Raw genomic sequence first — 12,564 nt, forward strand, 5'->3', positions numbered from 1 at the left:
CCAGAGTTCACCGGTTCGTGACCTTCGGAGCCCCCATCCGGACGCCTCAGGTAGCAGAATTACCAACCGTCCGTAACGCACACACTGGAGGATTCATGTCCGGGAAGAACCGCTCCGTGCTCACGATGCTCAAGCTGCTCCTCGCAGCCCTCGTCGCCACCACCAGCCTGCTCGGGGGGAGCGTCGCGCTCGCCCCCGCCGCCCAGGCCGACTGGGTCGAGAGCTGCACCCACAAGGGCTGCGCCGAGGCCCTCGACTCCAACGAGGTGTGGGCCTCGCTGGGTTACCCGTCCAACCGTGGCTGGCACGACTGGCCGCCGACCGGCACCTGCAACTTCTCCGGTGGCACCTACAACAACTACGAGGGCGAGCTGCCCTCGGGCCACGCCTACCTCGAGTTCGACGTGACCCCGCGCGAGTGCGGTGCGCAGCGCCAGGCCTACCGGCTCGTGGTCGACACCACAACGGGTGACGTCTACTTCACACCCGACCACTACAGCACCTTCTACTTCCTGGTCTGAGTTCTCCGCAACGGGCCTCTGACCTGGGCAGACACGGCATCGCCGGCCCAGGTCGGAGGCCCGCCGCCATCTCACAGGCAACCTGAGACGCCGCTGAAACGTCCTGGACACGAAGGCGACGATCGCGTCGGGCCTGGGCGCCCGCCGTACTCTAGGAACGTTTGTGACCGCGGGAGGGGACATCTTGAGCTGGCAGGGCAATCCGCCTTACACACCCACGCCGACACCGAAGAAGAAGCGGGGAAGGAAGGTCCTGAAGGCCTTCCTCACGGTGATTCTGGTGGGCGTGCTGATCGGCGCCTTGGGCGTCATCGTGGCCTACAACGCCATCTCGATCCCCAACGCCAACGCCGCGTACGAGAAGGAGACCTCCTTCGTCTACTACCGCGGCGGCGAGGAGGAGCTCGGGCGTTACATCGCCGACTCCCAGGACCGCGATTCGCTGCCCTACGACGAGATCCCGCAGCTGATGAAGGACGCCGCGGTCGCCGCGGAGGACCGCACGTTCTGGACCAACAGCGGCATCGACGTCAAGGGCATCCTGCGCGCGGTGGTCAACAACAACACCGGCGGCACCCAGTCCGGCGCCTCGACGATCACCCAGCAGTACGTCAAGAACCTCTACCTCACCCAGGAGCGCACCTACACCCGCAAGGTGAAGGAAGCGGTCATCTCGCTGAAGATCAGCCGGCAGAAGTCCAAGGAGGACATCCTCGCCGGCTACCTCAACACCATCTACTTCGGCCGCGGCGCCTACGGCATCGAGGCCGCGTCGAACGCCTACTTCGACAAGCCGGCCGCGAAGCTCTCCCTCCAGGAGGCCGCCGCGCTGGCCGCGATCCTCAACGACCCCAACGACCTCGACCCGAGCAACGGCGAGGAGTCGGTGGCCGACCTGGAGGGCCGCTACCGCTACGTCATCAACTCGATGGTCAAGCTGGACATGGTCGACGCAGCCGAGGGCGAGAAGGCCAAGGCCTCGCTGCCGAAGTTCAAGAAGCCGCGCTCCGACAGCCGCTACGGCGGCCAGAAGGGGCACGCGCTCAAGCTGGTCCGCGACGAGCTCCTCAAGCTCAAGGACGAGCAGGGCAACCCGCTGGTCACCGAGGACGAGATCAACGGCGGCGGCCTCCGGATCACCACCACGCTGACCAAGAAGACGATGAAGACCGCCGAGGACGCGGTCACCGACGTACGTCCTGACGACAAGAAGGCCTACGTCGAGGGCGACGTCTCCGACGAGCTCCACGTCGGTGCGGCCACCGTTGACGTGAAGACCGGCGCCCTGCGCGGCTTCTACGGCGGCCAGGACTACCTGGACTCCCAGATCAACTGGGCCTCGAGCAGCTCCACCATGGCCGGCTCGACGATGAAGGCGTTCACCATGGCAGCGGCTCTGAAGGCCGGCTACTCGCTCAAGGACAGCTGGGACGGCAACAGCCCCAAGGACTTCAACGGCCTGCCCGTACGCAACTCCGGGCAGAGCGCCGCCGACCCGAATGGCCACAGCTATGGCTCCGTCAGCAGCCTCACCGCGATGGAGGACTCGATCAACACCGCCTTCGTCGAGATGTCCGACTCGCTGCCCAACGGCAGCAAGGACGTCTACGACATGGCCGTACGCTCCGGCATCCCGCGCGGCGACCGCCTCGACCCCGCCTATCCGGGCATCCCGATGAAGTCGGGCGGCGACATGCAGCCCGACAACTTCCTGCTGACCCTGGGCAACTCGACGGTCAGCCCGATCAACATGGCCAACTCCTACGCCACGATCGCCAACGGCGGCCAGCACAACGACGTCTTCGTCGTCTCGAAGGTGGTCGACGCCGACGGCACCGTCCTCTACGAGCACGACGACACCGAGAGCAGCAGGCGGGCGATGGACGAGGACGTCGCCGCCGACACCTCCTACGCCCTGCAGCAGGTCGTCGCCAGCGGCACCGGCCAGGCCGCCAACGCGGTGGTCCAGCCGGCCGCGGGCAAGACCGGCACCGCGACCAATGACAAGGACGAGGTCTCCTCGGCCTGGTTCGTCGGCTACACCCCGCAGCTCTCCACCGCTGTCGCCTACAGCCGCGGGCAGGGCAGCGGCGCCCTCGACGGCTGGCTCGACACCTTCTTCGGCGCCGACTACCCGGCCGACACCTGGGTCGAGATCATGGGCCCGCTGACCGACGGGCTCGACTACGAGGAGTTCCCGCCGCCGGCCTGGCTCGACGGCGACGCCCCCGAGACCGGCCACGCGCCCTACGTCCCGCCGAGCCCCGACCCCGAGCCGACCAAGGAGCCGGAGCCGTCGAAGACGCCGACACCGACGCCCACGCCGACACCGACTCCCACGCCGACGCCCACCCCGACTCCGACGCCGACCCCGACGCCGACCAAGACGCCCGGTCCGCCGGACCCGGATCCCGAAGATCCCTCCACGGAACCCGGGCCGCTCTGAGGCGGCTCCGGTCCGAACAGATGACGTGTCAACGCTTGGTGGGGGACCTCAGTTCCCACGACCTTGCCCGACACGGTTAGATAGAGCCCGTGTCTGTGATCGCCCCCGTCGACGTCCACGATGACACCGCTCTGAAGGCTTGGTACGCCGTGGAGGCGGCATCGATGGCCTTCGATCGACCCTACGCGTCGCATCGCACCTTCGAGGCGCTCGCCAACTCCGTGCGCACCCCGCACGACCACGGCCGCCGCGTCCTCCTCGCCGCGAAGGAGCAGGGCGAGACGATCGGCATCGCCGAGCTCGATCTCCCCGAGGAGGAGGAGCGCAGCCACGTCGTCGAGCTGGGCATCCACGTCCTCCCCGTCCACCGCTGGCGCGGGGTCGGCACCGAGCTGTGGCGAGCCGCCGATGACGTACGCCGCACCAGCGGCCGCACCCTGACGACCGCCGAGGTGACCATCCCCCCGAAGTCGTCCCTGGCCTTCGCCCGGGCGCTCGGTTTCAAGTCCGTACGCCGCGAGGACCACCTCGCCGCCGACCTCCCGCTGCCCCACAAGCCCTTCAACGTGCTCGGCTACGAGATCCTGATGTGGGAGGACCGGACCCCCGAGAACCTGCTCGCCCAGTTCGTCGGCCTGCGCAACCAGATGGGCAAGGAGATGCCCGGCAAGACCGAGCAGGACACGGTCGCCCACACCGCCGACCGCATCCGCTCCGCCGAGAAGAGCACCGCCCGCTCCTACGACCGCATCACCGCCGCCGCCCGCGAGATCCTCACCGGCGAGCTCGTCGGCTACTCGGTCATCTTCCTGGCCCACGGCAGCGACGAGGCCATCCAGGACGACACCTTCGTCAAGTCCGCCCACCGCGGCCACAAGCTGGGCCTCGCCCTCAAGGTCGCCACCCTCGCCGCCGTCCAGCGCGACCACCCCGAGCGCACCACCATCCACACCTGGACCGACCCGTCCAACGACGTGATGCAGCGCATCAACAGACAGTTCGGCTTCCGCAAGATCGAGCTCATGCACGAGGTCCAGCGCACCGATCGTTGGTAGGCCGTGCGGGGCTCGAACCCGCGACCCAAGGATTATGAGTCCTCTGCTCTAACCGACTGAGCTAACGGCCCGCGCAGATCCTAGCGGGCGCCGCGTGGATACCACGCAGGCACCAGTCGGCCCCTTCGATCTCGGCAGGTTGTCGACGCGACCCTTTTTGGAAAAGATCTCTTGTTCCAAAGCAGCAACCATGTTCCAATTCGGGGTGACCGTCGTCACGTTTAACCACCCGGGAGGGACCCATGAAGAGACTCGTCGCTTGTCTGGGAACCGCGCTCGTCGCGGTTCTCGCCAGCCTCGCGGTGGCCACGCCGGCCACCGCCGCACCCACGTCAGGCATCAACGACTGGACCTGTCAACCGAGCGCCGCGCATCCGGAGCCGGTCGTGCTGTGGCACGGTCTGGGCAGCAGTGGTGACGTCGGCATGGCGCTGCTCTCCCAGCACCTGAAGGGCAAGGGCTACTGCGTCTTCTACAAGACGTACGGCACCACCCATTGGGGCCCGTTCACCGGCGGGCTCGCCTCGATGCGCGAGAGTGCGGCCGAGCTCGACGCGTTCGTGGAGAAGGTCCGCGCCTCGACGGGGGCGGCGAAGGTCAGCATCGCCGGGCACTCCGAGGGGACGACCGTGCCGGCGTACTACCTGAAGTTCCTCGGCGGCGACGAGGTGGTCAAGCACTTCGTCGGCTTCGGCTCGAACTTCAAGGGGACGAGTCTGGCGGGTCTGCAGAACCTGGCGGACCTGCTCGGGTTCCGGCCGGTCCTGGAGGCCGGTGGCTGCCCGGCCTGCAACGAGTTCGCGCCCGCCTCGGAGTTCATGAAGGACCTCAACGAAGGTGGCGTCAGCGTTCCCGGACCCAGCTACACCACCATCGTCACCAAGTACGACGAGGCCGTCACGCCCTACACCAGCGGCATCCTCGCCCCGGCGAGCAACGTGAAGAACGTCGTCCTCCAAGACGTCTGCGCGCTCGACCACAGCGGCCACATCGGCCTCGCCTGGGACCCGAACGTGTTCGCGCTCGTGACCAACGCGCTCGACCCGGCGAACGCCAGGCCAGTCAGCTGCGTCCCGACGCCCTGGCTGTCCTGACCCGCCACGGGCGGGGCACGTCGACGAGAGTGCTCTAACCTCGGTCCCGTGACGCCACGCAACAGCACCAGCGGCAAGGCCACGGGCAAGCAGCAGAGGGTGATCCGCGGCCTGGACGCCGACCAGCGCCGTGAGCAGCGCCGGCAGGCGCTGCTGGATGCGGCGCTCGAGCTGTTCGCCGCGCAAGGCTTCGTCAACACCTCGATCGAGCAGCTGTGCCAGCACGCGTACGTCGCCACCAAGTCCTTCTACGAGTCCTTCGACAGCCGCGACGACCTCTATGCCGCGCTGCTGCGCCAGATCACCGACGGGGCCTTCGCGCGGCTCGCCGCGGTGGCCACCGAAGCACCCGACGAGGAGACCGGCACCCGCCTGCTGCTCGCGGAGCTGGCGCACGTCTTCGTCGACGACGTCCGGGTCGCCCAGGTCACCTTCGGTCAGGGCAGTGCCATCACCCCGGCGGCCGAGCGACAGCGCCGCGAGAACCGCCGCGCGGCCGCAGCTTTCGTCGAAGACCTGTGGCTCGGGTACGGCACCGACGTGACCGAGCGCGATCACGGGATCGCGATCGGCCTGATCGGCGGCCTGTTCGACATCATCGCCGACTGGATCCTCGACGTACCCGCCGCAGGACCCACCCCGGCTTCGGTCGAGGAGCTGATCACCCGCCTGAGTGACTTCTACGGAGCCGTACGCAACGGCAGCTAGCCGTGGGCAGCGCTGGCCCGGTCGACTCAGCCGTCGTAGTCGACGGTGACCTCCGGCGTGGTCGGGCGGGACTGGCAGGTCAGCACGTGGCCGGTCTCGACCTCGGCCGAGGACAGGGCGAAGTTCTGCTCCATGGCGACCGATCCCTGCACCAGCTTCGCCCGGCAGGTGCCGCAGGCCCCACCGAGGCAGGCGTACGGCGCGTCCAGCCCGGCCTGCAGCGCGGCCTCGAGAACGGTGTCGCCGGCAACCAGGGAGATCTCGTGCTGGCGGCCGCGCAGGCCGAGCGTGACGGTGGCCGGGGCGAAGCCGTCGCCGACCTTGGGTTTGGGGTAGCCGTGGAAGAGCTCGACGTGGACGTGCTCCGGCCGGACGCGGCCTTCGAGGAGCAGGTCGCGCAGGTCGGCCACCATCTCGACCGGTCCGCACAGGAACCACTCGTCCACCGAGGCCGCGGTCAGCTGCGGCCCGAGCCAGCGTTCGAGCTTGGCCCGGTCGATCCGGCCGCGCAGGTGGGCCGGGTGCTGCGGGTCGCGGGAGCGTACGTGAACGATTCGGAGGCGGTCGGCGTAGCGCTCCTCGAGCTCGTCGAGCTCGTCGCGGAACATCGTGCTGTCCGCGTCGCGGTTGCCGTAGATCAGGGTGAAGCGGCTCTCGGTCTCGACGGCAAGCGTCGTCTGCAGGATCGAGAGGACCGGGGTGATACCGCTGCCGGCGGCGATCGCGACGTAGCTCTTGGCATGGAGCGGGTCGACCGCCGTCCCGAACGACCCGGTCGGAGTCATCAGCTCGAGGGTGTCGCCGGCTCCGAGCTGCTCCATCGCGAAGGTGGAGAAGGCTCCGCCGGGGATGTGCTTGACCGCGATCACCAGGGCGTCAGAGGTGGCCGGGGAACAGATGGAGTAGTTACGACGTACGCCCTCACCGCCGAGGTCGGTACGCACGGTGACGTGCTGACCGGGTTCGAAGGCGAACTTCTCGCGCAGGTCGTCCGACACGTCGAAGCGGATCAGCACGCTGTCGTCGGTCAGCCGGTCGACGCCGGCCACGGGGACCGGGTGGAACTCCGCGGCGCGAGCCGAGGATCGCGTCGGCATCCGAACCGGGAGGAGGCGGGCCATCTTCCCGTTCAGCGTCTTCCACTCGCGGTACTCGTCCGCGTCGAGCTGATGGCCGAAGACGGTGCCGATCGCCGCCTCGCGCTCGAGATAGGCCTCCTCGTTACGGCGCCAGGCCGCGACGTAGCGGTAGAACGGGATCGAGGGGTGCAGATGGTGGACGAGGTGGTAGTTCTGCGAGAGGAGCAGGGGAGTCAGGACCCATTCGGAGCCGACCCGGTTGCGGGTGGCGCGGTAACGGTTCTCCTGCTGGGTGTCCTCGAGGTCGTGGTGCGGCAACCAGTCGAACCACCACGCCAGCACGAAGATCGCGACCCGCTCGGGGATCAGATACACCACCGCCAGCGTCCACAGGTGGCCGGTAAGGCTCGCAGCGACGATCACGGCGACCGCCGTGATCATCAGGAAGACCGTCTCGAGCACCTCGGCCCGGGGACGCCGCCGCACGTTGCGCACCAGGAAGGACAGGTACGGCAGATCCATCAGCGGAAACCGGAACGGAACCTGCCACCACGGAGCGCCACTGACGAAGTGGTCGGGGTCGTTGTCGTCGTCGTTGGTGTTGCGGTGGTGCTCGATGTGGATGAACGCGAACGACTTGAACGAGATGAGTGGCGAGACGAAGTACATCGCCACCCGGCCGAAGGCCACGTTGACCCAGCGGTGGGTGCTGACCGAGTAGTGCGCGGCATCGTGCAGCACGGTGAACAGCACGAAGATCGCGGCCGCACTGAGCAGGACGGTCACCGGGACCGGAAGCCGCTCGGCCAAGGCCGCCCAGGTCGAGATCGCGAAGACCGCGATGGCGCCGGAGAAGATCGCCACGATGGGCCAGGAGATCGGGGGGACCCGCTCGCCCGGGTCGGGGAGCGCATGGCGGGTGGCTGGGGGTTGCTCCGTCGTCGTCGACATGCTCCGAAACGTACGATCGACGAGCGGAGCCCCGCGAGAGGTGCCCAGCCCATGTCGATGTGCGCGGAGCACATCCCGATCAGGCCCGGGTCGGTCTAGGTCCGGTCAGGCTCCGGCGCGAGCACGAGCGGGCCCAGCACGTCGACGAGACGCAACGTGGCATGCAGCTCGGCAACGCGCTCGGTCGCCGGACGACCGCGCCGCTTCTCGGCCCGGCGAACCCGCTGCAGCACGGTGTTGCGGTGTACGCCGAGAGCGGCCGCCGCGGCCGCCAGGCCGCCCTGCGCGTCGAGCACCGCGAGCAGCGCCTGTCGCTCTTGCTCCTCGCGGCGTCCGGCGACCGCCAGCCCACCGAGCTCGGTCGCGACGAAGGCACGGGTCAGGTCGAGGTCGCCGCTCATCGTGTCCACGAGCGCCAGCTCGGCGTACGGCGTGACGGCTGCTCCGCGACCCGCGAGCTCGATGATCCGGCGACCGCGCTGCGCCTGGAGATGGGAGGCCCGGAAGCCGGCGGAGCCCTGCGCCGGCGTACCGAGCGTGACCCGGACCGTGTCCGGGATCCTCGCGGCCAGAGGCCTGAGGTCTGTCGGGGCGATGTCGGGAGCACCGGTGGTGGAGACCCAGCCCCACAGTGCCCGGGCACCGTCGGGGACGAGCAGAGGATGAGGTGAGCCGAGATGGGCGCCGACCGTCCCACCCACCCGCGCCAGATCGACGTCGTCGCTGTCGGTCCAGCAGACGAAGGCCGTCTGCCACCCGGTGAGCCGGTGGGACAACGTGCTCTCGGCGCGGCGGAGGTCCGTTCGTCCGCCGGCGATCAACGTGCGGACCGCATCCGTCCTGGCCGCGCGGGCCTGGGTCTGGATCCGGTCGAGCTCGGCGATGTACTCGGCGGCGACCTCGCTGGCGATGCGGTCCGTGTAGGCGAACGCGTAGTGCTGCATGTGCGCGACCACCGCAAGGGCGAGGACCGGGTCCGGCACCAGATCGGTGATCCCGGTCAGGATCCGTTCGCTGAAGTAGGCGTGGCCGACCCGGTAGAAGCGCAGCATCACGTCGACGCTGTAGCCGCGGGTGGCCATGGCCCGGGCGTGCTCGAGTGCGGTGACCGGCGCCGACGCGGCGCTCACGTCGATACCGTGCCGCACCATCGACAGCGCGGCCTCCAGATTCGAGGAGCACGACCCCAGCGTCAGGCCACGGATCTCCTCATCTGCGCTCGCCTCCGGGATCCGGTCCAGGATGTAGGCGAGCATCTCATCGGCGTACGAGGACACCTGTCCCAACAGCTCGGCAGCGGCTCGGCGCAGCTCGACCACGACCGCCTCGGGCAGGTCTTCCAGCCGCCCCGCGCTCGCGCCCATCTCGGGAGACCCCATCGAGCGTCCCGGCCCTCAGCCCTCGCTGTTGATGAGGTATTTCCCGTCGGCGTAGACGAGCCCCAAGGTCACGGTGCCGCCGTCCTGGCGGCCGTCCTTCATCGTGTACTTGTAGGTGTAGGTCACCTTGAGGGGGTCGACGCTGGGGGAGACCGAGACGACGCTGGTGCTCGCGACGGTGGTCCACCAGGCGCGGTAGCCCTCGAGACCGCCGCTGCTGGCCTGGAACGCCGGGGTGAGCATCGAGCTGAAGGCGGCGTCGGGGTTCGCGGGCGCGGTGGCGAGATAGCTGCGGATGAAGGCGTCGATCCCCTCGGCGGTCGCGCCGGCGGTCTCCTCGGCCGAGGGGCTCTGGCTCGGGGACTCGCTGGCCGTCTCGCTGGGCGAGGGTTCCTCGGAGGCCTCCTCCGACTCCTCGGCGTCGGCCGCGTCCTCGGTGGCCTCGTCGCCGGCCTCCGACAGCGGCGACCCGGAAGCGGCCGGCTTCGGCTTCGCCTCCGGCTCCTCGCCGCGGTTGGCCCACAGCGCCCCACCGACCAGCAGCACCATCGCCGCAGCGGCGACCAGCACGACCGGCCACCAGCGACGCCGGGTCGGGGTGCTCGTCGACTGTGCCGATCCCGAAGGCGCTGCCGGCGCAGGGGTGGGAGCCGCGACCGCGGCGAGCGTCTGCGTACGCAGCGCCACCGGGGCCAGCTTCTCGGCCGCCAGCCGCCCGGCCAGGAAGTCGACGACGTCCGCGGCCGACCACCGCTCGGCGGGGTCGTAGGCCATCGTGTGCTCCAGCAGCGGTGCGAGCCGGCCGGCCAGCGGCGTACGCGGCGGATCCTCGTGCACCACCCGATACAGCGTCGCCAGCGCGTTGTCGCCGATCCCGTAGGGAGGCTCGCCGGTCAGCGCCTGGAAGAGCGTGGCCCCCAGCGACCACATGTCGCTGGCCGGGGTGGCCCGCCCACCGGTGGCGATCTCCGGAGCCAGGTACGCCGGCGAGCCGGTGACCTGCCCGGTCTGCGTGGTCTGGGAGTCGACGCCGCGCGCGATCCCGAAGTCGGTCAGCTTGGCGCGGTCGGCGCGGCCGACCACGATGTTGGCGGGCTTCACGTCCCGGTGGACGATGCCGGCGGCATGGGCGGCGCGCAGGGCGGAGGCGATCTGACCGATCAGCCTCGCGGCGTCCTCGATGGGCAGCGGCCCGTCGTCGCGCACCATGTGAGCGAGGGTCTTCCCCTCGACGTACTCCATCACCAGCCACGGCTTGTCGTCGTCGCGCACCAGGTCGAAGACGGCGACGACGTTCGGGTGGACCAGCCGTGCGGCGAGCTGTGCCTCGCGTTCGACGGCGGCATCCGAGACGCCGTCGAGCGCGATCAGCTGTTTGAGCGCGACCGAACGCCCCAGAACTTCGTCGGTGGCGAGCCAGACGGCCCCCATCGCTCCCCGGCCGAGCTCCCTCTCGAGCCGGTACCTCCCTGCGATCACCCAGGTCCCCTCAAATCTTGTCGCGAGCGCCAGTGGTCAACTCTAGGGGGTATCGCCTACTACCCTTGCTTCCGGGACAACCCGTTCCGGGCCCCGGAAACACCATCTGAGAACGACCTGAGAAAGGCACCACGTGTCCATCGATCCCACACTCCTCGACGACCTCGAGTGGCGAGGCCTCATCGCCGACTCGACGGACCGCGACGCGCTCCGAGAAGCGCTGGCCGGCGGGAGTGTGAAGTTCTATATCGGGTTCGACCCCACCGCGCCGAGCCTGCACATGGGCAACCTGCTCCAGATCACCATGGCGATGCGACTGCAGCGGGCCGGCCACACGCCCTATGTACTGGTCGGTGGCGCCACCGGCATGATCGGTGACCCCCGTGACTCGGGCGAGCGCACGCTCAACTCGCCCGAGACCGTCAAGGAATGGGTCGGGAAGGTGCGCAGCCAGATCGAGCGGTTCGTCTCGTTCGAGGGCGAGACCGCCGCGACGATGGTCAACAACGCCGACTGGACGGCGTCGTTGTCGGTGATCGACTTCCTCCGTGACATCGGCAAGCACTTCCCGGTCAACCGGATGCTCGCCCGTGACACGGTGAAGAAGCGTCTCGAGGACGGCATCTCCTACACCGAGTTCTCCTACATCCTCCTGCAGTCCATGGACTACCTGAACCTCTTCCGTACGCACGGGGTGAGCCTTCAGTTCGGTGGCTCGGACCAGTGGGGGAACATCACCGGCGGTGTCGAGCTGGTCCGCCGGGTCACCGGCGAGACCGTCCACGCCTTCACGACGCCACTGATCACGAAGGCCGACGGCACCAAGTACGGCAAGACCGAGGGCGGCGCCCTCTGGCTCGACCCGACGATGATGTCGCCGTACGCCTTCCACCAGTTCTGGCTCAACGTCGAGGACGCCAAGGTGGGGGAGATGCTCCGTGTCTTCACCTTCCTCTCCCACGAGGAGATCGAAGCCCTGGAGGCCCAGCACGCGGAGAAGCCGTTCCTCCGGGTCGCCCAGAAGGCGCTCGCCGACCACATGACCACCCTCGTCCACGGTGCAGGGGAGACCGAGCAGGCCAAGCAGGCCGCGGCCGCGCTCTTCGGCGGCGGCGACCTGGCCACCCTGAGCAGTACGACGCTGGCCGCCGCGATCACGGAGGCCGGTGCCGTCGAGCTGGAGCGTGGGGAGGAGCTGCCGACCTACGTCGACCTCTTCATCGCCGCCGGCCTCGTCTCCTCCAAGGGGGAGGCCCGCCGGACGATCTCGGAGGGCGGTGCGTACGTCAACAACGTCCGTGTCGAGGACGCCGAGGGCGTGCTCGGCGAAAAAGAGTTGCTCGGTGACGGCTGGGTCGTCCTGCGCCGGGGCAAGAAGAAGTTCGCAGGCGTACGCCTCAAGTAGCCCCTGACCTGCGAGAACGCCCCAGCGAAGGTGACTGCCTTCGCTGGGGCGTTCCTCGATTTGGCAAGGGCGTCACGGAGGCGTAATGTTCATCTGGTCGCCGGGGTGCGGCGGGAAGCAAGTTCGAGTCTTCGAGCGGGTTTCCGGCCCCTGAGTCGGCCGCCAACATTCTCGAGCTTCAGCTCGGTTCAGAGTCTCAGTCGGGTCTTCGGATCAGACATCAAGGCCGTGACGAACCGTAGTTCAGTTGTCTTGTGCTGTGTCGGCGTGGATATCGTCGTTATCCGATAAGAGCGAGAATTCGCCGAGTTGGACAACAAAACGAGATCCGATAAAGTCCTCCAGGACTGAGGCGGATAAAGCTTCGAACTTTCAGCGGGAAAGCGCGGAATGCGCCGAATTGCGAAAGCGAGAAACACTCCGCTAAAGTCGGGTAAGACGAAGCAG

At 68.5% G+C, this 12,564-nt stretch carries 9 protein-coding genes and 1 tRNA gene; 6 read left to right on the plus strand and 4 right to left on the minus strand.

The window, feature by feature from the left end; all coding sequences use genetic code 11:
- Nucleotides 1-95: 95 nt before the first annotated feature.
- The 3 genes from ACZ6WN_RS24085 (at nucleotide 96) to ACZ6WN_RS24095 (ending at nucleotide 4,022) form a co-directional block, all read left to right on the plus strand.
- Nucleotides 96-521 (plus strand): ribonuclease domain-containing protein, encoded by a 426-nt coding sequence (locus ACZ6WN_RS24085; protein WP_465868268.1) that lies wholly within the window; start codon nucleotides 96-98, stop codon nucleotides 519-521.
- A 280-nt stretch (nucleotides 522-801) separates the two neighbouring features.
- Nucleotides 802-2,967 carry a transglycosylase domain-containing protein gene (locus tag ACZ6WN_RS24090; protein ID WP_465868270.1) on the plus strand — a complete coding sequence of 722 codons (2,166 nt, stop codon included), beginning with the start codon at nucleotides 802-804 and terminating at the stop codon, nucleotides 2,965-2,967.
- A gap of 89 nt (nucleotides 2,968-3,056) precedes the next feature.
- Nucleotides 3,057-4,022, plus strand: a complete 966-nt coding sequence (locus ACZ6WN_RS24095) for a GNAT family N-acetyltransferase (RefSeq protein ID WP_465868272.1) — start codon at nucleotides 3,057-3,059, stop codon at nucleotides 4,020-4,022.
- Here ACZ6WN_RS24095 and ACZ6WN_RS24100 read toward each other — a convergent pair.
- Nucleotides 4,017-4,093: transfer RNA gene (locus tag ACZ6WN_RS24100), tRNA-Ile, on the minus strand. The genes ACZ6WN_RS24095 and ACZ6WN_RS24100 overlap by 6 nt on opposite strands.
- 171 nt (nucleotides 4,094-4,264) lie before the next feature.
- Between ACZ6WN_RS24100 and ACZ6WN_RS24105 the strand changes: the two genes are divergently transcribed.
- Both ACZ6WN_RS24105 and ACZ6WN_RS24110 read left to right on the plus strand, forming a co-directional pair.
- Nucleotides 4,265-5,116: an esterase/lipase family protein gene (locus tag ACZ6WN_RS24105; RefSeq protein ID WP_465868274.1), complete on the plus strand. Its 852-nt coding sequence runs from the start codon at nucleotides 4,265-4,267 to the stop codon at nucleotides 5,114-5,116.
- Between the two features lie 48 nt (nucleotides 5,117-5,164).
- Complete coding sequence (locus tag ACZ6WN_RS24110; RefSeq protein WP_465868275.1) at nucleotides 5,165-5,824, plus strand: TetR/AcrR family transcriptional regulator; 660 nt, start codon at nucleotides 5,165-5,167, stop codon at nucleotides 5,822-5,824.
- A 26-nt stretch (nucleotides 5,825-5,850) separates the two neighbouring features.
- Here the strand turns inward: ACZ6WN_RS24110 and ACZ6WN_RS24115 are convergent, their stop codons facing one another.
- The 3 genes from ACZ6WN_RS24115 to ACZ6WN_RS24125 form a co-directional block, all read right to left on the minus strand.
- Nucleotides 5,851-7,854 (minus strand): fatty acid desaturase, encoded by a 2,004-nt coding sequence (locus ACZ6WN_RS24115; protein ID WP_465868277.1) that lies wholly within the window; start codon nucleotides 7,852-7,854, stop codon nucleotides 5,851-5,853.
- 95 nt (nucleotides 7,855-7,949) lie between these two features.
- A complete protein-coding gene (locus ACZ6WN_RS24120; protein WP_465868278.1) occupies nucleotides 7,950-9,233 on the minus strand; it encodes an RsbRD N-terminal domain-containing protein in 1,284 nt (427 codons plus the stop codon).
- Between the two features lie 15 nt (nucleotides 9,234-9,248).
- Entirely contained in the window at nucleotides 9,249-10,712 is a 1,464-nt protein-coding gene (locus tag ACZ6WN_RS24125) for a serine/threonine-protein kinase (RefSeq protein WP_465868280.1), read from the minus strand.
- A gap of 133 nt (nucleotides 10,713-10,845) precedes the next feature.
- Here ACZ6WN_RS24125 and tyrS point away from each other — a divergent pair, with 133 nt between their 5' ends.
- Nucleotides 10,846-12,117, plus strand: a complete 1,272-nt coding sequence (gene tyrS, locus ACZ6WN_RS24130) for a tyrosine--tRNA ligase (protein WP_465868282.1) — start codon at nucleotides 10,846-10,848, stop codon at nucleotides 12,115-12,117.
- Nucleotides 12,118-12,564 lie beyond the last annotated feature (447 nt).

The organism is Nocardioides sp. NPDC054178 (assembly GCF_055585005.1).

Excerpts from the sequence above, each read along its gene's own strand:
- ACZ6WN_RS24105 (WP_465868274.1), top strand. The coding sequence starts at position 4,265 with ATGAAGAGACTCGTCGCTTGTCTGGGAACCGCGCTCGTCGCGGTTCTC.
- ACZ6WN_RS24085 (WP_465868268.1), top strand. The coding sequence starts at position 96 with ATGTCCGGGAAGAACCGCTCCGTGCTCACGATGCTCAAGCTGCTCCTC.
- ACZ6WN_RS24120 (WP_465868278.1), bottom strand. The coding sequence starts at position 9,233 with ATGGGGTCTCCCGAGATGGGCGCGAGCGCGGGGCGGCTGGAAGACCTG.
- ACZ6WN_RS24115 (WP_465868277.1), bottom strand. The coding sequence starts at position 7,854 with ATGTCGACGACGACGGAGCAACCCCCAGCCACCCGCCATGCGCTCCCC.